This window comes from Bacteroidota bacterium, assembly GCA_030706745.1.
In the GTDB taxonomy this organism is placed as follows: domain Bacteria; phylum Bacteroidota; class Ignavibacteria; order Palsa-1295; family Palsa-1295; genus PALSA-1295.
Genome location: JAUZNX010000001.1, coordinates 137,076 through 157,952, shown reverse-complemented (window position 1 = coordinate 157,952; position 20,877 = coordinate 137,076). Strand labels below are relative to the sequence as shown.

At 53.3% G+C, this 20,877-nt stretch carries 20 protein-coding genes; 16 read left to right on the top strand and 4 right to left on the bottom strand.

Going from position 1 to position 20,877, the window contains the following annotated elements; genetic code table 11:
• Positions 1-17: 17 nt before the first annotated feature.
• Together Q8902_00730 and Q8902_00725 are read left to right on the top strand one after the other, a co-directional pair.
• Complete coding sequence (locus Q8902_00730; GenBank protein ID MDP4198078.1) at positions 18-854, top strand: arsenite methyltransferase; 837 nt, start codon at positions 18-20, stop codon at positions 852-854.
• A gap of 311 nt (positions 855-1,165) precedes the next feature.
• Positions 1,166-1,600 carry a hypothetical protein gene (locus Q8902_00725; GenBank protein MDP4198077.1) on the top strand — a complete coding sequence of 145 codons (435 nt, stop codon included), beginning with the start codon at positions 1,166-1,168 and terminating at the stop codon, positions 1,598-1,600.
• Positions 1,601-1,661: 61 nt separating this feature from the next.
• On the opposite strand, the gene Q8902_00720 is transcribed toward Q8902_00725, so the two are convergent.
• Both Q8902_00720 and recJ read right to left on the bottom strand, forming a co-directional pair.
• Positions 1,662-2,549, bottom strand: a complete 888-nt coding sequence (locus tag Q8902_00720) for a hypothetical protein (GenBank protein MDP4198076.1) — start codon at positions 2,547-2,549, stop codon at positions 1,662-1,664.
• 25 nt (positions 2,550-2,574) lie between these two features.
• Positions 2,575-4,392: a single-stranded-DNA-specific exonuclease RecJ gene (gene recJ / locus Q8902_00715; GenBank protein ID MDP4198075.1), complete on the bottom strand. Its 1,818-nt coding sequence runs from the start codon at positions 4,390-4,392 to the stop codon at positions 2,575-2,577.
• Positions 4,393-4,825: 433 nt separating this feature from the next.
• Between recJ and Q8902_00710 the strand changes: the two genes are divergently transcribed.
• Positions 4,826-5,443, top strand: a complete 618-nt coding sequence (locus tag Q8902_00710; protein ID MDP4198074.1) for a hypothetical protein — start codon at positions 4,826-4,828, stop codon at positions 5,441-5,443.
• 128 nt (positions 5,444-5,571) lie between these two features.
• On the opposite strand, the gene Q8902_00705 is transcribed toward Q8902_00710, so the two are convergent.
• Together Q8902_00705 and Q8902_00700 are read right to left on the bottom strand one after the other, a co-directional pair.
• Complete coding sequence (locus Q8902_00705) at positions 5,572-6,543, bottom strand: hypothetical protein (protein ID MDP4198073.1); 972 nt, start codon at positions 6,541-6,543, stop codon at positions 5,572-5,574.
• Positions 6,544-6,712: 169 nt separating this feature from the next.
• The gene (locus Q8902_00700; GenBank protein MDP4198072.1) at positions 6,713-7,753 is read right to left on the bottom strand and encodes a hypothetical protein; all 1,041 of its coding nucleotides are present in this window, start codon (positions 7,751-7,753) and stop codon (positions 6,713-6,715) included.
• A 335-nt stretch (positions 7,754-8,088) separates the two neighbouring features.
• Here Q8902_00700 and Q8902_00695 point away from each other — a divergent pair, with 335 nt between their 5' ends.
• The 13 genes from Q8902_00695 (at position 8,089) to Q8902_00635 (ending at position 20,859) form a co-directional block, all read left to right on the top strand.
• Positions 8,089-8,898, top strand: coding sequence for a hypothetical protein (locus tag Q8902_00695; protein MDP4198071.1), 810 nt, complete (start codon positions 8,089-8,091; stop codon positions 8,896-8,898).
• Between the two features lie 113 nt (positions 8,899-9,011).
• Positions 9,012-9,761: a hypothetical protein gene (locus tag Q8902_00690; GenBank protein ID MDP4198070.1), complete on the top strand. Its 750-nt coding sequence runs from the start codon at positions 9,012-9,014 to the stop codon at positions 9,759-9,761.
• Between the two features lie 62 nt (positions 9,762-9,823).
• Positions 9,824-11,044, top strand: coding sequence for an ABC transporter permease (locus tag Q8902_00685; GenBank protein MDP4198069.1), 1,221 nt, complete (start codon positions 9,824-9,826; stop codon positions 11,042-11,044).
• A gap of 98 nt (positions 11,045-11,142) precedes the next feature.
• Positions 11,143-11,340, top strand: coding sequence for a hypothetical protein (locus tag Q8902_00680; GenBank protein MDP4198068.1), 198 nt, complete (start codon positions 11,143-11,145; stop codon positions 11,338-11,340).
• A gap of 154 nt (positions 11,341-11,494) precedes the next feature.
• Positions 11,495-12,277 (top strand): glucose 1-dehydrogenase, encoded by a 783-nt coding sequence (locus Q8902_00675; GenBank protein ID MDP4198067.1) that lies wholly within the window; start codon positions 11,495-11,497, stop codon positions 12,275-12,277.
• Between the two features lie 37 nt (positions 12,278-12,314).
• Positions 12,315-12,698, top strand: coding sequence for a hypothetical protein (locus Q8902_00670; protein ID MDP4198066.1), 384 nt, complete (start codon positions 12,315-12,317; stop codon positions 12,696-12,698).
• A gap of 8 nt (positions 12,699-12,706) precedes the next feature.
• Positions 12,707-13,495: a 5-deoxy-glucuronate isomerase gene (locus Q8902_00665; protein ID MDP4198065.1), complete on the top strand. Its 789-nt coding sequence runs from the start codon at positions 12,707-12,709 to the stop codon at positions 13,493-13,495.
• Positions 13,492-14,148, top strand: a complete 657-nt coding sequence (locus Q8902_00660; GenBank protein MDP4198064.1) for an RraA family protein — start codon at positions 13,492-13,494, stop codon at positions 14,146-14,148. The genes Q8902_00665 and Q8902_00660 overlap by 4 nt, the downstream gene beginning before the upstream one ends.
• A 4-nt stretch (positions 14,149-14,152) precedes the next feature.
• A complete protein-coding gene (locus Q8902_00655; GenBank protein ID MDP4198063.1) occupies positions 14,153-14,785 on the top strand; it encodes a bifunctional 4-hydroxy-2-oxoglutarate aldolase/2-dehydro-3-deoxy-phosphogluconate aldolase in 633 nt (210 codons plus the stop codon).
• A 16-nt stretch (positions 14,786-14,801) separates the two neighbouring features.
• Entirely contained in the window at positions 14,802-15,839 is a 1,038-nt protein-coding gene (locus Q8902_00650; GenBank protein MDP4198062.1) for a glycoside hydrolase family 88 protein, read from the top strand.
• A gap of 122 nt (positions 15,840-15,961) precedes the next feature.
• A complete protein-coding gene (locus Q8902_00645; GenBank protein MDP4198061.1) occupies positions 15,962-17,680 on the top strand; it encodes a metallopeptidase TldD-related protein in 1,719 nt (572 codons plus the stop codon).
• Between the two features lies 1 nt (position 17,681).
• Positions 17,682-19,472, top strand: coding sequence for a metallopeptidase TldD-related protein (locus tag Q8902_00640; protein MDP4198060.1), 1,791 nt, complete (start codon positions 17,682-17,684; stop codon positions 19,470-19,472).
• A 193-nt stretch (positions 19,473-19,665) separates the two neighbouring features.
• Positions 19,666-20,859, top strand: a complete 1,194-nt coding sequence (locus Q8902_00635) for a glycosyltransferase family 4 protein (GenBank protein MDP4198059.1) — start codon at positions 19,666-19,668, stop codon at positions 20,857-20,859.
• Positions 20,860-20,877: the final 18 nt, after the last annotated feature.

Genomic DNA, 20,877 nt, shown 5'->3' with positions numbered 1-20,877 from the left:
CTCAATATAACAACATCATGGAAACCAGCGAACAACTCAAAGAACTCGTTCGAACGAAGTACAGCCAAATCGCCCAGCAGAGCAAGGCGAGCAATGAATCATCCTGCTGCGGCGCGGGTGGATGCTCGACTGAGGTCGCAACCATCATGAGCGATGATTACACGGCGCTCTCGGGCTATGCACCCGAAGCAGACCTTGGCCTGGGATGCGGACTGCCCACGCAATTTGCGAAGATCAAGTCCGGCGATACGGTGATCGATCTCGGTTCCGGCGCCGGTAACGATTGCTTCGTGGCGCGCGCCGAGACCGGCGAGACCGGCACTATCATCGGTATTGATTTTACACTGGCTATGATCGAGAAGGCCCGCGCGAATGCAGAGCGGCTGGGATTCGATAACGTGCAATTTCGCACTGGTGACATCGAGCATATTCCGGTCACTGCGGATGTGGCCGATGTCGTCGTGAGCAACTGCGTGCTCAATCTGGTGCCGAACAAAGACGCGGTGTTCCAGGAAATATTTCGGGTGCTCAAGCCTGGCGGTCATTTCAGCATCTCGGATGTCGTGCTCTTAGGAGAACTACCCGAGCCGCTGCAAAAGGATGCAGAGATGTACGCCGGATGCGTGGCCGGAGCAATTCAGAAGCAAGAGTATCTCGGACTGATTGCCAAAAACGGATTTACGAATGTAACGATCCAAAAGGAGAAGCCCATCGTCATTCCGAATGATATTCTCAGGACCTATCTCAGCAAAGAGGCGGCGGAGAAATTCGGTTCAAGCGAGTCCGGCATTTTCAGCATTACGGTTTATGCAAAGAAGCCCGCGGCCTCCTGTTGCGGCTGCGGCACCTACTAAGCCAGTAGGAAAGCCCACGCCTTGGAAAGGCGGGGGATGGATTGAAGGAGCCTTGTGTCCACCAAATCCCCATTGACTTCTCGCGCTGCGCCTCCGGTACGAACTATCTCCGCATTACGCTCGGCACTGGCGAAGTGCGGACGATTAAGTTAGTGAAAGAATAGCGCCGAAATTACGGGCGGAGCGTCAGTCCGCCTGCCCATATTCTCTGTCGTAATCCTCCTGCGACGATGGCCTCTGTAATTTGCAGGCGTGCCAACGTGTCTCTTATGGTGAGTCTTTAGTTTAACGCATGAAAGGATACGATAGTCATGAGAAGGTTTGCCTTTTTGCTGGCGGCCGGCGCGCTTACGGCGTCCATCGCTGCCTGTTCGAACGACCTGAGCGCGTTGCTCAACGGGTCCGGTACATTGGATAGCATCATACGACACTCGCGACAGGATTCCACGCGCGGTCATGGCCGCGATTCGACGCACATGGGACGCGACTCTACAAATGATGGGCGGGATTCAACCGATACGCGGCGTGATTCAACAGATGTTCGGCACGATACAACGAGTGGCCATCATGGTTCGGACGGGAGAAGTGATACCACCGAAGTGAGACATGATGGAAACGGAGGTCAAGACACGACCACCGTGCGGCATGATGATGGGCGAGACAGCTCGCGCATCGAGCGCAGTGGCGGGTCGGACACCACGCGTCATGGCGGTGATGGTAATGATCATCATGGTGGACACCACTAAGACGCGGGCCGTACAGTGAGAGGAAGGGAGGCGAAAGCCTCCCTTCTTTTTCGTCGTCCGTCTATTGAAACAGCACCGTGAGCGTCTGCGGTGCGGTCGCCTCCCAGAAGTGGAGCGTGCTCGTTATCACGGTCCCGGGTTGGTGACTTTCGGAATACCGATCGTATTTTACGTAGTTCGTATCATTGAGCAGTGCACCGTTCAGCGTTGCAGTGATCTTGTTGTTCACGACCTGCATTGGAATATTTCGAAGCCTCACCGTCATGTGGCTATCGGACGTAGAACCTTGAGACAGATTGTTCGAGCGATCCGAGTAATGCAGGAACATCTCGACGATCTTGCTCGCGTTGGCATCGAGGATGACGTATCCGGTCGTGGCCTGCCAGTCTGTCGCGGGAGCAGTACCATAGTTTGTCGAATCCGCGAAGACCAGCTTCCCGTTTTGCTCGACCAATTTTCCCGAACCGGTCGCAAGTAACTCGTTGTACTCCATATCCGTGATTTGCGGCGGCGTACCATCATACGTGATGACCTGCCGGTCGATCAAATGAGTATGCTCAAGATCGATGGTCGCTCGCATCCCAACGAATTGGTCCAAAACGGATGGTTGCGGGGAGACCACCGTGAGGATGCCGGGTGCTTGTTTGCCGTTAAGTACAACCGCGCCAGTGACAGTAGTATCGGTGGCCCGGAAAATGATCGAGGTGTCGGTCTGCTCTAAGATGCTCACGCCGGTTCCACCGACCCTGAGATGTGTTGCCGCCGCAGTCGTTGGAAAATGCTTTCCACTGAGCGTGACCACCGTGACATTGCGCACAGCAGTATCTGGCGAAAACGAAAGAACGGTCAGCGTTGTGTCGTTACCGCCGTTGCTGCTTCCAGGACCGCTCGAACTGGAACAACTGGCAAGCGTGACGATCGACATGACAAGGAATAGGGATTTTATCATACGCATTTGTTGGACAGGAATTACACTACCGAAAATCTTTCACCACTAATTGCGGTGTCACGCGGCCCATATACTCATTCTCTTCGAGATAATAGATCATCTCGAGATCTTTGCGTCCGCGGCCGTTGGGGCCGAGCAATTCTCGTAAGCGCTCGCCTAAGCCAAACCCGATCGCTTCCATTGCCCCGCCACCAATTGTAAACGGGATGAGATTTTGAGCGAGGCCGGTTGCACTGCTGCCATTGGTAGCTACCGTGCTTGGACGAACTTGAAACTTAAGGTGCGGCGTCGTCTTCCCAACGATTCGGGGATAGCCAACGACCTCTACATCCTTCGAATAAAATGCCGGGCGCATGTTATCCGGACCGTACGGTTGGAATTGGCGGATGATTGCGAAGTACTTCGGATTGAGTTCGCCAAGATCGATCGCAGCATCCGCCCGGATTTCCGGCTCGAGCATTTCCGCCGTAATGAGTTCGCTGGCGACATCGTTGATCGCCGTTCGAAATTCCGCGACTCGTTCAATCGTAATGGAAACACCGGCGGCGTATTTGTGACCCCCGAATGTCACGACCTTGTCTTCACAGCGTTTGATGGCCGAGTGAATATCGAACCCCGGAATGGAACGCGCGCTGCCCTTCGCGACGCCATCGATCGTCGTCAGCAGCACGACCGGCAAGTGATACCGCTCGACCAGCCGAGATGCCACAATGCCGATCACCCCGGCATGCCATCCGGGATTGTGCAGCACGATAATGCGGTCGCTGGTGCGGTTCAACATGCCATCGACGACGTGGCACGCTTCGAAAAACGCTTCTTCATCGATACGCCGGCGGTTGGAGTTTTCAAATTCGAGTTCGGCTGCATGATGATGCGCCTCATCGTCCGTCCGCGACATGAGTAGTTTCACGGCGCGCCCGCCATCGCCTAAGCGTCCGGCGGCATTGATGCGCGGCGCAAGACCGAAGACGACCTGACTCGTGCCAATCTTGCCGGGCTTGAGCTGCGCGGCCTGGATGAGCGCGCGAATACCCGGCCGTGGCCGCTCGTTGATCTCCTGAAGTCCGAACGATGTCAGAATCCGGTTTTCCCCTTGCAGCGACACGATGTCCGCCGAGCTTGCCATGGCCACGAAATCGAGAAATTGCGTCGAAGAATCGACACCAAGGTCTAATGACTTCGAAATCGCCTGGATGAGTTTAAAACCGACACCGCAACCGCACAGATGCTTGTAGGGATAGTTGCACGAGCCTTTGATCGGATTCAGGATCGCATACGCTTCGGGAAGTCGCGCTATTCCGGCATCGCGCACCGGCTCGTGATGATCGCAAATGATAATATCCGCACCACGCGAACGCGCATAGGCGACCGCATCGATCGATGTGATGCCGCAGTCGATGGTGATGATCAGACTCGGCGCGGTCTCGGGTGCACTAAAGCACCGGTCGATTCCGGCCACGGAGAGACCGTACCCTTCGGTGAACCGGTCGGGAATATGGTAAGAGGCGTACACTCCGATCGATTCGAAGAAGAGCATCAGCATTGCTGTGCTCGTCGTACCATCGACATCGTAATCACCATAAATGGTGATCCGCTCCCCTTCCTGAATAGCCTGAATGATCCGCGTGACGGCACGCGACATATCGTCCATCAGGAATGGATCGTGGACGCGTTCGAGGGACGGACGGAAATATTCCCGCGCCGTTTCGAAGGTCCGCACGTTCCGTGCTACGAGGATGCTGGCGATGCTTTCTGGTACATTGATCGATCGACTGAGTTCACGCGTATGTTCGAGGGCCTCCCCGGTTCCGGATGGATCAGGCAGGCGCCAACGGTAACGCACAGTTGTAACCTTTCTTTTTTAACTGTTGCAGTAAACGCGGGACGCGGGAGATAATTCGCGGGCAGGCGATGAGCACAGGAAGAAAGCCCCAGCGGGGCGAGATATTTACTCCAGCGGGAAAGCACTTAGCAACATAATGCTGCCCGCCGCGACGGGCAATTTGGCTGGGGGTGTGGGTGTGATGCATAATGCACTTAGCAACACTAAAAGGAACCCATCGTCGAACGTTTTTTTTAGTAATTTTGTCAAGAATCGCACAGCTTACGCTGTATATCACGAATAGCAATGAGCGAACGCGAAGTCAAACAATATCTCGCTGCAATGGAGCGTACTTCCAAGAAAATCTTGGCCAGTAAGAAATCCGCTCGCGCCTTCCTGATGCGAGCTGGGATCGTTGATGCGAAAGGTGAGTTGACCGCGCACTATAAACCTCGTGTACAACACTCGTCCAAATCTCATCCTCGCGTTTCACGGGTGCGATCGAAAGCTTAGGGACCGGCTCGTCCTCAGTCCGAGCGAACTGCGTCCGAGCACCGAGCTCTTTGATTGGCTCGGTTCGGGAATGTACTTTTGGGAAAGTGACCCAACGCGTGCAATGCGGTGGGCGGAAGACTTAAAGAAAAATCCGCGTCACGCAGACCAAAAGGTTCAAACACCCGCGGTGCTCGGTGCGGTGATCTCGTTGAACAACTGCCTCGATCTGCTCGACGTCCGGTCTATTGAACTGGTAAAACGGGCGTATACTGATTATCTGAAAACCTCCAAGCTGGCCGGCGTCACGATTCCTCAAAACATCGGAGGGGTTGAGCAAAAGGCACGCTATCTCGACTGTGCCGTTATTAACTCGCTTCACCAACGAATCGAGGAGGGTGAGGTACCTTTTGACAACCTGACAACATTTGACTCCGTCCGTGCGATGTTCCCAGAAGGCGAGCCTCTCTATCCAAATGCGGGCTTCCGTAAACAGAATCACATTCAGATTTGCATCCGCAATGCAGATTGTGTCAAAGGCCTCTTTGTACCGCGCAAGTCACACGGCATGATCGTGTAAATAATGCGGCCCGCCGTGGCGGGCATTCGGCGGGGGTGTGGGAGTGCTGCATTAAAGCTACTTCAGCTTCCCCATCACATTCAACCAAATGGTGGGTCCAGCCATCTCGATCTTAACAAGTTGCCCTCTTACTCCGCATCTTGAGCATTTTGCTCATTAGGGCCGCCATCCTCATCATCATCGCCTTCAGTGTTAAGTGATGACTCTGCAGAAATAAGCAGAGCGGGTTTGTGCCGCACAAGAGCCTGCCGGGTAGCATGGTAGTCCTCTTCATAAGGTGCGACACCATTCGCTACGAGAGAATCAAATGCACCAGCAAGTTTTGGTGTTAAACTTTCGGCGGTTGGCCTTGCGTCCGCGCTTAAGCCTTTAATCGCTTCTTGGATTGAAGCTTTCGAGAGCGAGCCACGTATCTCGAATGTGGCTGTATCGGCGGGGAGACTTTTCAAATTCAAATAGAAAAAGGTCAACGCAGTACTAATCGCAATACATACTTGCGACCCAGTGTTGATCTTCATATGCCAGTCACTGCCTGACTCCGCTAACAGAATTCTCGGTTCGACGATTGATGTCGAATACACTCGCGAAAAGTACTTATTTAATTGGCGAGTAGAGTGGGCTATGGACTCGACCCTACTAAGCAGAATGCCGTTGCCATCAAAATCAACAACGACCAAATCGAGGGTGCTTGCATTCGGACCTGCGGCTTCGCCTCCGAGCAGGAGGGTTGCAGCATTGTGAAGGCCGAGCAGCGTTTCTATTGCAGCCTGCTGCATTACCATCGGCGAATACAATTGGCTTTGCCTGAGTTGGGCGGCATTGCTAAGCGCTCTTATTCCTGCCAGATTGGCCATTGCTTCCGGTGCGAAGTAACCCACCAGCTTCATAGATTTGAAAACTGCCTCAACGGCTGGATTTAAACGTGCAGATGCTAGCGCGATACTCAGTTTGTACGTGAACGCAATAAACTGAGTGACGAACTCTGGCGAGAAGCTACTCTCGCCAGAATTGAGGAAGTAGCTCAATTTGTCGTGATACTCTTGGAGGGTACCACGTAACTTTTCGAATTCGAGAGCACGAATAAATTGACTTGGAAGCATAGCGGCACATTAAGTAACAGTCATATGCGAACGCACCCGCATGTGCATTGGTGCTGCATCAACATTGGTCACAGTTGAAGCCAGCACCATTAGGGACAAGACCCTCTCATATTGCAGCCGCGCATTCGGATGGGTTGTGGGAGTGCTACAATATCCAACCGAGGCAAGATTAGTAAACTGCAAACGGGACGAGCGCAACCTCGTATTGTTTTTTTTCCTCTGAAACGGCAGACAAAATTTTACCAAACACCCGGACGTTTACAATTTTACCGTTACTCATGTTTGCGGCGTACGTTTTTTCGATAAGTGCCTTTGGTGTTGTGAACACGATGGTGACAGCGTGCTTGACGCGCGAGGAGACTGGATGAACGAACACCCACTTGAAGCTCTCACCTAGGTCGAGCAACTCAAACGGGCCCTCGAGGAAGTGCTCCCCTGTGGCTTTCTCCAGTTTATCCATCGTGCTTTTCGCGGCAGAAACATGAAGTTCCTCTCGCTTAGCAGACACCTCCGCTTCGACTAGTGTTAGCCCATAATGCTTGCTATGTTTTACGAATTCCTCGAAGCGTCTTAAGCTAGTATCTTGAATTTCCTCCAACAGTTCAAGCCCCATAGGAAAACGTTTGTTCGTCAAAGCCAACTCTTGGTACTCATAAAATTTTCTTTCAAGGGGCGGCTCAACGGGTTTTAGCTTATCGGTTTGCTCTCGTTCGGCCTTACGTGACACATTTCCGCCTATGCCCTTAAGTTTCGCACCAATAGACCCCTTCGTTTCGGCGCCACTTCTTATCTCACGATCAGTCAGCTTAAAACCATCCTCTTGGTCGGCACATAAATTCTTTAGAACCTCATCATCCTTATAAAGAAAAACCGGCAGATTCCCGTTCAAAAACTTATCCTGTTTTTGCGCCAAGGCGGTGTCCTTTTTGCGCCCCGGTTGGTAATGAGCAAGCACATTCCTGTCCTGCCTACTCTGTTCCTTCATCGCGTTAATTGCGCCGTCAATAAGCCGACTTTCGCGCCGATCGGAGTAGGATTTGTAAAGATAGAGAGCAACCCCGATCCCGATTGCAACCGCAGCATTAACCCACCATGGGACAGGATGCTCCGTGAATCCTAACAAACGACCTAAATGAATCCAGTCGAAAAAAGTCCAACTGGTGAAACCCATGATCGTCACACCCAACGCATCGCGTAATCTTGTCCGCATAAAGAAAATGAGGTTTTATTCTCAACACTCATGTCCCCACTCTCATTCGCAGAAACAGTACTGAAGCTTAACGTCTGGCTGAATCTGGCGGAGATCTTCGAGGGGGTTGGAAATAAAGAGCGGAAGGTGTTGGTGCACTCATGTACCGGCGCGGGTAAGTCCGCTACACATGCCATGTTATGCATCTGATGCTTCGACACGTATCCCGATTCGGTCGTGCTGGAGGCCCCGATCTACCCGCAAAAAATAATTTGCGATTTTTCTTGACATCGGGTTTTGAATGTCTTATATTAGCACCGTTCATTATGGGCACCTATTTAGAAAGGCAACAAATTATGTCATTAATGGAATCGGGTCCGGTCGAGACCGGTGCGATGCAAGCCAGGCTGATGGATGCGGTGCGGCAGCCATTGAAATTGGATCAAATCTTCGATGCCGCGCGCGCAGGCGCCGGGCATCCGCGCGAGAGACTCATTACGTATCAGGACGACTTTCACCAATATCATGCGTTCGAAGGGACACTCACGCTCATTATGAGCCGCGAACTGAAGAAGTCGGTCGAGGTGGCGAGTGCGGTCGCGCTGCACCTGGCGCTGAAATATCCGAAAAAACCGGTGCTGCTCTTCAACACCTTCGCAAGCGCGGAGTTGCTTACGTCGGGCTTCGTCAATGCGATGCACTTGCTCCGCTTGAAGATTCCGTGGACGTTTCAGCAATACGTTAAGGACGCGAAGCCGGGCGATTTCGACGACTCGATCGAACTGCCATCGCCGGATAACCTCTTCGTGCTCGACTGCCCGACTTCCACGCTGACGCCGGAACTGCTGGAAGCCGAGATCGCGCGGGTCGGCGCTCAAATCGTATTACTCAATTCGCTGGAATTCGCGGCGTTTTCGGATTACCGGAAGCGTGCCGTGGCAGAGGGTCTGCTTGCTTTACGCAATCGCCTAAACTTGTCAGTATTCGTGTTTTCGCACGAGCTTCGTCCCATCTCTCCGCATTGCGGTGGCCGTGGGGCGCTTGGGTTACTCAGCGCCTTTACGGACTCGGTCTGGCCGATTCTTAATGAATGGGAGCGGAAGAAATGGGTAAAACGCTTCAAAAACGACGATGATTATGAATATGAAATTCAAAAAACAAAATAGCAACCACCTCAACCACCCCCCGGCCCCCTCCTTTTCCGCTTCGCTCCATAGGAGGGGGAGTAAGAGGGGAAGATAGTCGGCACGGTCGTTGCGCTTTGGAGGTGATTATGCCGATGAAAGATATTATCCGGACGGCGGTCAGGGAATCGAGGAGCCGGACGCCGAAACCAGCCAAGAAGAAAATTTACACGCTTCGTGGCCCGAAGCAGGCGGTCGCAGCCAGCGCGCTGAAGGTGCTCGGAGCGCTCAACGCACTGAACAAGGTGCTCGGCTCGATCACCGGCCACGCGCGTAAAGTAGTTTTTAAGAATCTGCTGCCGGAATGGCTCACCGATGTCGTGAAAGGTGGACGCGAAGCGAATGCCTTCACCGTGACGACAGACGATGCCAAAGCGCTCATCGTGCCGATGAAGAAATATGCGATCATCGATGAAGCCCGCGCCGAAAAGATCATGGAGCTGAAAGATAAGTTCGGCGTCGAAATTGACATTGAAGAGATCAAGCACTTCGAGTTCAATCCGCAACTCGTGCATGACATCCCTGAAGACAAGATGGACGCGCTGGTCGATGAGCTAAAGAAAGTCTTGCTGAAGAGCGAGGCGATTCCGGCAAACGTAAAGAAAGATATTCGTAGCGGACGAACGCCGGTCATCGAAGAGCACACTGAATACCGCTATGGCGAAGACATCCTCACGAATCTGACGAAGCTCTCGAAGGGCGATCCGAAAAAAGCTGAAGCGATCATAGAAGCCGTGCAGCCAGTGATGTCCGTGCGGTCGTTCGAAATGGAAGATCGTGAAGTGCAGGTCGGCGAAGCGTTGGATTTGATTAAGGAAAGCCTTGCGGAGTCAGACGTCGAATGAGCGCGTGATAATGGTGGCGATCAACTTTCGCCATGCGGTCGCTGTTGGATGTTTTCCTCCGCATGATCACACAACTCGCGAGCAGCGTATCGATGGCCCTTCAGTCGCTTGCGAGCAACAAGATGCGTGCATTACTGACAATGCTCGGGATCATCATTGGAGTGGGCTCGGTGATCACGATGACAGCGATCGGACAAGGCGCCGCGCAGATTGTGGCCGCGCAGATCAACTCGATGGGCACGAACATGTTGCAGATCGATCCGGGACCAACGATGTCAGGCGGTATTTCCTCCGGCGCCGGCGGCAGCATTCGGCTGACGGACAAAGACGCGGAAGCGGTGAAGCAATCACCCTACCTGGATGAGGTAGCGGCATCGGTCGATACGAGAGCGCAAGTCATTGCCGGAAATGCGAATTGGTTGACGCGCATCACAGGTTCAACTCCAGCGATTCTACCGATACGAAATTATGTCGTCGAGCGCGGCAGCATGTTTACCGAAGCCGACGCGAAGACGGGCCGGAAAGTCTGCTTACTCGGAAAGACTGTCGCGACAAACCTCTTCGGGGATATCGACGCCATTGGCCAGACGATCCGTATCAAGAACGTCCCTTGCATGGTCATCGGCATTTTGAAAGAGAAAGGCGTCAATAGCTTCGGCCAAGATCAGGACGACAATGTCCTTGCTCCATTAGCGACAGTTCAACGGCGCATCATGGGAATCACGTGGCTCGAAGATATTTTTGTGAGTACGATTTCGCCCGACGTGACACAGCAAGCGATTGCGGATGTATCTCGCATTCTGCGCATCGAGCATCGGCTGCAACCAACGGACAATCAGGATTTCCGCGTGCGCTCGCAGGTCGAAATGGCGCAGGCTGCCGCCGAGACGACTGCAACGATGACGAATCTGTTAAGCATGGCCGCAATAATTTCGTTGGTTGTCGGTGGAATTGGCATTATGAATATCATGCTCGTCAGCGTAACGGAGCGCACCCGGGAGATTGGCATTCGCAAGTCCATCGGTGCCAAAGGCTTCAATATCCTGCTGCAGTTCTTGACCGAAGCCGTGACCTTGAGTCTTGTGGGCGGTGCGATCGGTATCCTCCTGGGCTATGTTGCAAGCTCGGTTGTGTCATCACAGAATGGCTGGAGTTTGATGATCTCTTCCAGCGCAGTCGGGCTCTCATTCAGCGCGGCGACATTTGTCGGAGTCTTCTTCGGTTGGTATCCGGCGCGGAAAGCGGCCAGAATGAACCCGATCGAAGCGCTTCGGCATGAATAGTCCACTTTGCGGAAGATTGAGGCCACTAATCCTGGCAAGGCGGTGTTCGCGGCCAAGTACGTATGCCCAGGAGGGCTTATCCTTTTAACCCGAGCAATATGAAACTCAGCAAGATTTCCATCGACACCAAGGAAGCCCTGAATCGCCTTGCACATCCCACATTTTTCGATCACGCGGAGCGACAAAGCGCCTACGAGATCGTCATGCGTGATGGCAGCGAAAAGCAGAAAACGAGTGCAGCACAAGCATTGCGTCTCTGGCCGATTGATGGGCTGAAGGCCAAAGTGGTGGTTTAGGTTTGGAGAACCTTGCACTGTTCAGCGAGCAAATTGCTCCTGAATGGAGTTGCACTCCATTATCCCGGCGGATGACATGTCCCTTCCGCTCGTTCCCAATCTCGAAGAAAGGGAAATCCATTTGTATGGCTAGGATTGCGTCGTATTTTTGAGGATGTCTTACCTCGAACAACTTTTTTCACTCGAAGGAAAAGTCGCACTTGTGACCGGCGCATCGCGCGGATTGGGTCGCGCCGCCGCGGTTGCGCTCGCGGGTGCGGGTGCAACTGTTGCACTGATCGGGCGGGATCAGGCGGCGCTGAAAGAGGTCCAGCAGCAAATTGCTGCCAATCGCTCGGAGCAGACCGATCGGTCATATTCAATTGCGTGCGATGTCAAAGACCCCGAGAAGATGATGGAAGCCTTGGCAACGATCATCCAACGCTCAGGCACGATCGATATCCTCATCAACAACGCAGGCATCATTCGCCGATCCCCGGCTACCGACTACACTGCCCACGATTGGTATGATGTGATCGACACCAATCTGAATGCGGTATTCAGTTGGGCGCAAGCCATCGGCAAAGTGATGGTCGATCAAGGCAGTGGCAAGATCATCAATATGGCATCTCTCATGTCATTTCAAGGCGGCTTGAACATCGCAGCGTATGCAGCTGCAAAAGGCGGCGTTGCGCAGCTTACGAAGGCGCTCGCGAATGAGTGGGCCAAGTATAATATTAACGTTAACGCCATAGCACCAGGCTATATGCTGACCAATGCGACTGCGGCGCTTCGCTCGAATGCCGAACGGAGCAAGCAAGTCTTCTCGCGGATTCCCGCTGCTCGCTGGGGCGAACCGGAAGACCTTGCTGGCGCCATCATCTACCTTGCCTCGTCCGCTTCCGACTACGTCAATGGGCACGTGCTTGTGGTCGATGGAGGATGGCTGGGATATTAGAAATACTGCAATGAAGTACATATTTATATTTCTCTTCATGCTTGAATGCTCGCTGGCGCATGCTCAAGGTACTCGCACCCCGACTGCTGCTGTACGGAAAATATTTCGCGAATATGTCCAGTGCGGACAGGAGGAATCGATGGACTTGGACGAGAACAAGGAAGCCATGCGGCAGGCCTTAGTGGCACTGAAGGAAACATGCCAAAGAAAGGATCTGCCGCTCCTTATCAACGTTTGGATGTATTACGACCCGACCGATTTCCCAACGGATAGTCTCATCCGACCGGTATTTTTTGAGCACAGGGCAGATTCTCTGGCTTCAATCGGCTATCGGTTGAAACATCGGAAGAAATGGGAACGTCATGACGATTGGGCTCCTATCTCGGATTTGATCGAACTGAAAAAGGAATTATCGAAATGAAGAATAGTATGAATTGGCTCGTTCGAAATACAGTTGCCCTGAAAGGCCGCAACATTGCGATCACGCCTGCGACCTCAGCGTTCAAGGCGATCCACGCCGGCCGCATTATCCTTGATAAATCCACGCCGCGTGCATCCGGCCAAAATGAAGGCCGAGAGACTACGTTGCTCTGTTTGCATGGAAGCGGGACTGTGCGGGTGGGATCGGAAGAGCATAGAATCAATAGATTCGATGGAATCTATGTGGGCAGGGGCGAGGCCTTTGAAGTCTCGACCGACGATTTCCTCGATCTTGTCGAAGGCTCCGCGCCAACAAAGAAGGTGCATCCTACTAAGTTTGTTAGCTTCGAGCGAGATGTGAAGAACAGCGATTCGCTCACACTGCATGTCGGTGCCGAACCATACTACCGCGACATCCACAAAGTACTCGCGGAGAACGTGCAAGGTTCGCGCTTGCTGATGGGAGTGACGATGTCCAAACCCGGCAACTGGACGAGTTGGCCGCCCCATGAGCATGCTGCAACCCGCGAAGAACTCTATCTCTTCTTCGATATGCCTCGACCGGGATTCGGAACGCAGTTCGTGTATTCGAATCTTGAGAATCCCGAGTTCGTCCAGCCCGTGTATGAGAATGATGCTGTCGCGATCGTCGAAGGGTATCATCCAAACGTCGCCGCGCCTGGCTACCCGATCAACTTTTGCTGGATCCTCTGTTCACTGGAGGATGATACCTGGCGCTCATTGGGCGGAGTCAATGTGCAACCCGGATTTGAGCAAATGCCAACGGGATTGAGATGATCGTCAATCCAGAAGTTCTTCGCTCGTTCGGTCGCTTCTTTACGCCGCTCGTCAGCGATGTAATGGACCGGCTGGGTATTCCTTCGCACGTGCTTGCACATGAGATCCAATCCATTCCATTCGATCCCACTCTGAAAGTGGCTGGCGTTGCGTATCCCTGCCGGGTGGTCCCGACCAAAGAATATGTCGAGATCGACAAGCTCCTGGCGATGGTCGATTCGATTCCAGAGCATGCGTTTGTGATCGTCGCTTCTGATGCCGATATCGATGCGGCGCTGTGGGGCGGGCTGATGTCCACGCGCGCGAAGGCGCGTGGCGCGGTCGCAGCGGCGGTGAACGGCGGCATTCGCGATTTCGAGCAGATCGCCAAATTGGACTTCCCTGTATTCGGATCGTATCGCTGCATCAAGGATATTCGCCGTCGTGGATACATGGCCGAGTATAACGTGACCGTTACAATAGGCGACGTTCGTATTGAGCCTTGCGATGTGGTCTTCGGCGATGCGAATGGAGTCGTCGTGATTCCTCAGGCACACTTCGAGCGCGTCTATGTCGAACTGATGAAGTCGATCGAAGGCGAGCACAAGACGGCGCAAGGACTCACCGAAGGCCGCGCCGCGCGTGAGCTATTTTCGGAGTTCGAGACGTTTTAGGCACATGACCAAAGGCGCAAGCATTCAACGCATTCTTAAAGAGAAGGTCTTCGCCGTGCTGCGGCTGAAGCGGACGGTGGGAATCGAGCGCATCGTCGAAGCGATCCTCGAAGGTGGCATCACAACGGTCGAGATTACGCTGAATTCGGGCGATGCGCTGGAAGCAATTCATCGCGTCGCCAAAGAATTTCCGTTGTGTCTGTTGGGCGCCGGCACTGTTATCGGAGTTGAAGCTGCAACACAAGCGATTGAGAGCGGCGCGAAATTTTTAGTAAGCCCCGTGACCGACCTTGATATGCTCGCCGTTGCCCAACAAGTTGGCCTTGTTTCAATGGCCGGTGCCCTGACACCCACCGAAGCGTGGCAAGCATCGCAGTCGGGATCCGATTTCGTGAAGCTTTTTCCACTTGTGGGACTTGGTCCACAATATCTGCGCGCGATGCGAGGACCATTTCCGGATATTCGATTCGTACCGACCAATGGCGTCACGCCAGACAACGTATCGGACTGGTTCGCCGCGGGTGCATCTGCCGTTGGTATCGGAACACCACTCGTCAGCGATCGCGATATGGATGACAGTGCACTCAGTACTATCACGCAGCGGGCTCGTCAGATCGTGTCGGCGGCAAGGGGTTAATATAACCGGCTGAGCAATGTCGAAGACTTTTTCCAAAGCCATAAGTTATCCGTTACCCATAATAAGGACGGTCAGCGAGTCATTCATCGCGCGCTACCGTCCGGAATCGCAATCCACGGACTGGGGGCAATCGCTTGCAATGTACGGGCTGCTTGCAGGACTTCGCGTCGATGACAATCCGAATGTCCGTGCGTACCTTCGCCATTGGCTTGCATTCCATCTGGCCGAGCGCGTTCAAATCAATTATTTCTGTGGCTCGTGGAGTATAGGTCTGCTTTATCCCGATGTCATGCGGGAGTTTCCGGAATTCCAGATTCAGCTTCGAGATACCGCGCTTCGGATTTACGAGTTTATTCGCTGCAAAGCATTGCGCAATGGTGAAGGAATACTGTTGCACAATATCGATCTTCCGAATATCTATATTGACACTGTCTATTATTCAGCAGTCGTGCTCTCGAAGATCGGTCCGGCGCTTGGACTTCCCTGGGAGGACGATGCCATTAAGCAGATTGTGCTCCATCTCGATCGGTTGCAGGATGGCGAGAAGCCATTCTTTATTCACTGCCAGGAGAACAACGGCGGCAATCGCTCTGAAGGCAGTTGGGCGCGTGGCAATGGCTGGGTGATGATGACGCTTGCAGAAGTGCTCCCAAAGTTGGACAAGAAATCCGCACGCTACAAGGATTTGCTAGCGGTCTTCCAGAAACTCTCTTCAGCTATTGCACTGTACCAAACGAAGGGTGGGCTCTGGCGGACGATCATTGATGATCCGAAGGCGTATGAAGAGGTGTCTGCTTCTGCCATGTATCTCTTCGCATATGCACGTGCGCGAAGGATCGGACAAATCGGTCGGATGGGTACAATCAGTCTCATGGAGAAGGCCAAGCGAGGTATCGAAGGCGCCGTTGACGAGACTGGCCGCGTCCTTGGTGTTTCCGAAGGTACCTGGCCCGGGACGGCCGAGTACTACAAGTCACTGGCGACTGGCGAATGGTGGTGGGGTACCGGTTCATTTTTGCTGGCTATGGCTGAATTGGCGACGCTCGATGGATGAGCTAGAACTCATACACTGCCCCCCTGAAGTTTGAACTCTTCCGACCGGATTTGCGCTTCGATATGCTCATACTGTTGGCCTTTTTCGTTCGGGGGCCACAAGATTTTACCCAACCGTTAGACATGCACCCAGTTCTTCGATTTCGCGCCTTTTGGCCCGTACTTTTGCTCGCTCTGTTGACAGCAATGCCGGCCAAAAGCCAGACTGCTACGAGCGACCCCATAATTCAGACGCTGTCGAAAGAGCTCGCTCGCGAGCAATCCGCTCTCGGAAAGCAAGCCACTCCGCCCTACTATATGAGTTACAATGTGGGCGACGAGCAGACCGTCAGCATGACGGCGAGCTATGGCTCGATCGTGAAGTCCGATTCGAGCCGCCATCGGATGTTGCTCGTTGATTTGCGAGTTGGAGATTACTCGCTCGATAATACCCATCAAATCCGCGCCTCGAACGATATGTTTGCGCGAGGCGGGGCGCGCATGATTCCGTTCGAGAATAACGATGAAGCACTGAGGCTCGCGCTGTGGCGCGAGACGGATCAGGCTTACAAGGCCGCTACCGAACGCTTGCAGCAAGTGCGGACGAACAAGACCGTCAAAGTTGCAGAAGAAGATACGTCTGGTGATTTCAGTAAAGCGGATGCCTCGAACCACTATTATGAAGCTCCGATAGAGATGTCGAGCTACTTCAGGAACAGATCAGCCTGGGAAGCGCGACTTCGACGATACTCCGCACTCTTTGCGGGGCAGAAGGATATATTCGAAGCCAAAGCGACGCTCGAAGCAAATATTGTCCGCAAGTATTTTGTTTCGACGGAAGGTGGTGAAATCGCCTCCAATCAGCTTTATGTCCGCGTGATGGTCATGGCAACGGCGAAGGCCGATGATGGGATGGAGTTGCCGCTTTACAAAAGCTACTTCGCGTTCAAACCCGAGGACCTTCCTTCGGATGATACGATTTTGAGCGACGTTCGTCAAATGATCGCGATGTTGATGAAAATGCGGAATGCGCCGATTGTCGATCCTTATGCAGGGCCCGCAATCCTCTCGGGTGGAGCGGCTGGCGTGTTTTTTCATGAAATTTTTGGCCACCGCGTTGAGGGGCATCGGCAAAAGAATGAAGCCGAAGGACAGACGTTCAAGAAGAAGATCGGACAAAGAATTTTGCCCGCGTTTATGGATGTCTACTTCGATCCCAACCAAAAGCAATACCGAGGGACCGACTTGCTCGGATGCTACGAATATGATGACGAGGGTGTCCGAGGTCAGCGGGTCAATGTTGTCGATAGCGGCGTACTCGAGAATTTTCTGATGTCGCGCTCACCGATTGAAGGGTTCTCACATTCGAACGGTCATGCTCGCGCGCAGCCAGGCAAGCTTCCGGTGGCGCGGCAATCGAATCTTGTCGTTATTGCACGGCAGACTGTACCCGTCGATTCGTTGCGTGCGCTGCTCATTGCGGAGTGCAAGCGCGCCGGTAAGCCATACGGTTTATGGTTTCAGCAAGTGGAAGGTGGGTTCACTTTGACCGGTCGCACGATCCCAAATGCATTCAACGTGTTGCCCATTCTCGTATATCGCGTCTATGCCGATGGCCGTCCAGACGAACTCGTTCGTGGGGTTGATTTAATTGGCACACCGCTGGCCACGTTTGAACGGATCATTGCCGCCGGTAACGATGGTGAAACATTCAATGGCATTTGTGGAGCGGAGTCCGGATGGGTTCCGGTATCTGCTTCAAGCCCGAGTCTGCTCGTCCGTGAGATCGAAGTACAGAAGAAACAGAAATCGCAGGAGCGTCTACCCATCCTTCCCGCACCCGATGCGATCAAAGCAAACTAACATGAAGATTATCAAACGCATATCGGTCGCACTGGTCGCGTTGGAGCTCTCCACCGTTGCAGTCCGCGCACAGGTTTCGGAAAAGACGATCACGACTGTCGAACGCGCAATGTCGGATGAGCTTGCGCGGGCCAAAGCGGACCTCAAGCTCAAAGGCCTGATCGATCCATTCTTCATCTCCTATACCGTGGGTGATCAGGATAAGCTCGAGATCACAGCGTCCAACGGGTCGCTATCGCGATCGGAGGAGACGCATGCGCGCCGCGAATCCGTTCGCTTGCTCGTGAACAACTATCAGTTCAATGACGAGAATTTCTCGGACAATACCGGCTTCTTTAGTTTTAGCTCTGCACCGGATAATACCTTACCACTCGACGACGATTACGAAGGCATTCGCCGCGTCCTTTGGCTTTCGACCGACGATCTCTTCAAAAGTGCGAATGAGAGTTTTACAAAGAAGCAAGCAGCTCTCGAGCACAAACAGCTCGCACCGGAGCTGAAAGACTTGCCCGATTTCGCGCCGGCGCCGGGCATACAGATTTCCGAGCCGCCCACCGCAGTCCACTATGACCGCCCTGCGCTCGAGGCGATGGCAAAAGCGGCCAGTGGTGTCTTCGCCAACTATACCGCGGTGCAAAGCTCGAGCATTTCGATTAGTATCACGAATGGTTACGAATGGATTGCAAATACCGAAGGGACCCGTGTACGCAAGCCAGTCTCATTGGCGCAGATTCGGTTACAGGCATCCGGTCAGGCTGTCGATGACGGCGAACCGCTTTCACTTTCGAGGACTTTCGTTGCCAAGCTTCCCGATGAGCTGCCGCCTAACGCTAAGATCATCGAGGCTGCGACTCAACTCGCAACGGAATTGCGCGCACTGGCAGTCGCCCCGCGATTCGACGCGGAGTACACCGGACCGGTGCTATTCGAAGATGACGCCGCCGCTGATTTTATCGCGGATAATGTGGTGTCGCGATTGACCGCGCATCGAGAGGATGTATTCGGCAACGATGTCTCCGCTATTTTTTCCAGTGCCAAGCGGTCGTCTCTAAAAGAGAAACTTGCCACGCGAATTCTGCCGAAGACTGTTTCCCTTGATGATCGGCCGTTGTTGCAGAAATCAGGATCCCTCGATCTCCTCGGGTACTATCCTTTCGATGACGAAGGTGTCGCGCCAGTCAGCGATCTCAAACTCGTGGACAAAGGGATTCTGAAGACGCTCTATATGACGCGCACGCCGACCAAAGAGCTTCGAGAGCCCAATGGTCATGCACGCTCTGTGATTGGCGGGCTGCCGGGCCTGACTGAAAATGTGCCGGCACCCGGTGTCGTCGACTATCGAGATGCGAATGCAGTAAAGCGATCTCAGCTTCGCCACGATCTTCTCACACGCGCCAAAGATGATGGGTATGACTATGCTTTGGTGGTGCGCTCTATCGAGGGTGGCATGCCGGGTGAGGACGCCGGATTTTCCTTGCAGGACATGCTCGCAGGCGGAAAAATGATCGTGCCCTCTCTCATCTATAAGGTGTATTCCGATGGACATGAGCAACTCGTTCGAGGAGCCGAAATTGGTCTGCCAACAATTCGGGATCTCCGCGAAATCATCTCTTCGAAGGAAAGCGCGACTCGGAACATGCTGATTGCTGGTGGTACGGGCGGGCTATTTAGTTTCGGCTCCAAAGTCCCTGCAACGCTGATCGGGCCCACGGCGGTACTTGCTCCTGAACTCGAGGTTCAGAAGAAAAAAGGTGAGGCCTATCCGACACTGCCTGTCGTTGCAAGGCCCTGATCCTCCTGCCCGGATGAGATCATAATCAGATCCGGTTCTCATGAGTGCTATTTAATATGAAAGGCCGCTTTCAGCTTTCTGAAAGCGGCTGATTGTTTTTGTAATGGCTCTTGTGCCACAAGTAGCCTTGGTACAAGGATTGCGACTGATGTTCCTAAAGACTATCTATCGTAACTCTTAGGGACAAGGCCACATGGAAGTCGGGTATCAGTCACCAGCAATCGCAGTCATCGGCAATCATTTGCCTCGACAATGCGGAATCGCGACGTTCACGACGGATTTGTGTGAAGCCCTTGCCGCTGAAGGGTCTGGTACGGAATGCATTGTCATCGCCGTCACGGATACGGAGGAGGGTTACAAATATCCTCCCGCAGTTCGCTTCGAACTTGTTGAGTCAAATCCGGAGTCATATTTGCAGGCCGCATCTTTTCTCAATGTGAGCGGTGCGAATATTGTCTCCCTGCAACATGAGTACGGAATTTTCGGAGGTCCTGACGGATCGTATATTATCCCGTTATTGGAGCGGTTGCGAATCCCAGTGGTTACCACGCTTCACACCGTTCTTGAGCGACCCTCAAAAGGGCAATATGATGTGCTGAAGCAAATTGCAGCACTCTCAAGCAGGCTCATCGTAATGACGCAACGATCAGTGGACATTCTGACTCGAGAATATGACATTCCACACGGACAGATCGACTTCATTCCTCACGGTGTCCTGGATACTCCATTCCTCGAACCGGACGATGGGAAAAAGGCACTTGGCTTTGAAGGGAAAAAACTACTCCTGACATCCGGGCTTCTATCCCCAAATAAGGGAATCGAGCACGTCATTGACGCCATGCCAAGAATTCTCAAACGGCATCCGAACGCGATGTATGTGGTATTAGGATCGACGCACCCGAATGTCAAACGCAATGCGAAGGAGGGATACCGAGACTCGCTGGTCGAGTTAGCGCGCGAACTTGGCGTGCTCCAGCACGTCTACTTCCATAATGCCTTCGTCGATCGTAAGGAGTTCGGCGATTTCATGGACGCTGCCGATATTTTTATCACTCCATATAACTCAGCGGGTCAGGCCGTATCCGGAGTGCTCTCACAGGCGCTGGGAACGGGGAAAGCAATCATATCAACGCCATATCTCTATGCAAAAGAAATGTTGAGCCATGGCCGAGGCATTTTAGTGCGGTTTCACAACTCTCGCGCGATTGCCAGGGAAGTTATTGATCTCTTGAATCATCCATTTCGCTCGATGAAATTGCGACATGCCGCCTATGAGGCCGGTCGCGAGATGATCTGGTCGCGCGTGGCCCGCGCATATTTTGTCAGCTTTCAACGGGCTCTTGCTACCGTGCGGAATACCGGTAGGATTCCACAGTGGACAAAGTGAAGTCTATTTCAGAGTGAA

Excerpts from the sequence above, each read along its gene's own strand:
- Q8902_00730 (MDP4198078.1), top strand. The coding sequence starts at position 18 with ATGGAAACCAGCGAACAACTCAAAGAACTCGTTCGAACGAAGTACAGC.
- Q8902_00725 (MDP4198077.1), top strand. The coding sequence starts at position 1,166 with ATGAGAAGGTTTGCCTTTTTGCTGGCGGCCGGCGCGCTTACGGCGTCC.
- Q8902_00720 (MDP4198076.1), bottom strand. The coding sequence starts at position 2,549 with ATGATAAAATCCCTATTCCTTGTCATGTCGATCGTCACGCTTGCCAGT.
- Q8902_00705 (MDP4198073.1), bottom strand. The coding sequence starts at position 6,543 with ATGCTTCCAAGTCAATTTATTCGTGCTCTCGAATTCGAAAAGTTACGT.
- Q8902_00700 (MDP4198072.1), bottom strand. The coding sequence starts at position 7,753 with ATGCGGACAAGATTACGCGATGCGTTGGGTGTGACGATCATGGGTTTC.
- Q8902_00695 (MDP4198071.1), top strand. The coding sequence starts at position 8,089 with ATGTCATTAATGGAATCGGGTCCGGTCGAGACCGGTGCGATGCAAGCC.
- Q8902_00690 (MDP4198070.1), top strand. The coding sequence starts at position 9,012 with ATGAAAGATATTATCCGGACGGCGGTCAGGGAATCGAGGAGCCGGACG.
- Q8902_00685 (MDP4198069.1), top strand. The coding sequence starts at position 9,824 with ATGATCACACAACTCGCGAGCAGCGTATCGATGGCCCTTCAGTCGCTT.
- Q8902_00680 (MDP4198068.1), top strand. The coding sequence starts at position 11,143 with ATGAAACTCAGCAAGATTTCCATCGACACCAAGGAAGCCCTGAATCGC.
- Q8902_00675 (MDP4198067.1), top strand. The coding sequence starts at position 11,495 with ATGTCTTACCTCGAACAACTTTTTTCACTCGAAGGAAAAGTCGCACTT.
- Q8902_00670 (MDP4198066.1), top strand. The coding sequence starts at position 12,315 with ATGCTTGAATGCTCGCTGGCGCATGCTCAAGGTACTCGCACCCCGACT.
- Q8902_00665 (MDP4198065.1), top strand. The coding sequence starts at position 12,707 with ATGAATTGGCTCGTTCGAAATACAGTTGCCCTGAAAGGCCGCAACATT.
- Q8902_00660 (MDP4198064.1), top strand. The coding sequence starts at position 13,492 with ATGATCGTCAATCCAGAAGTTCTTCGCTCGTTCGGTCGCTTCTTTACG.
- Q8902_00655 (MDP4198063.1), top strand. The coding sequence starts at position 14,153 with ATGACCAAAGGCGCAAGCATTCAACGCATTCTTAAAGAGAAGGTCTTC.
- Q8902_00650 (MDP4198062.1), top strand. The coding sequence starts at position 14,802 with ATGTCGAAGACTTTTTCCAAAGCCATAAGTTATCCGTTACCCATAATA.
- Q8902_00645 (MDP4198061.1), top strand. The coding sequence starts at position 15,962 with ATGCACCCAGTTCTTCGATTTCGCGCCTTTTGGCCCGTACTTTTGCTC.
- Q8902_00640 (MDP4198060.1), top strand. The coding sequence starts at position 17,682 with ATGAAGATTATCAAACGCATATCGGTCGCACTGGTCGCGTTGGAGCTC.
- Q8902_00635 (MDP4198059.1), top strand. The coding sequence starts at position 19,666 with ATGGAAGTCGGGTATCAGTCACCAGCAATCGCAGTCATCGGCAATCAT.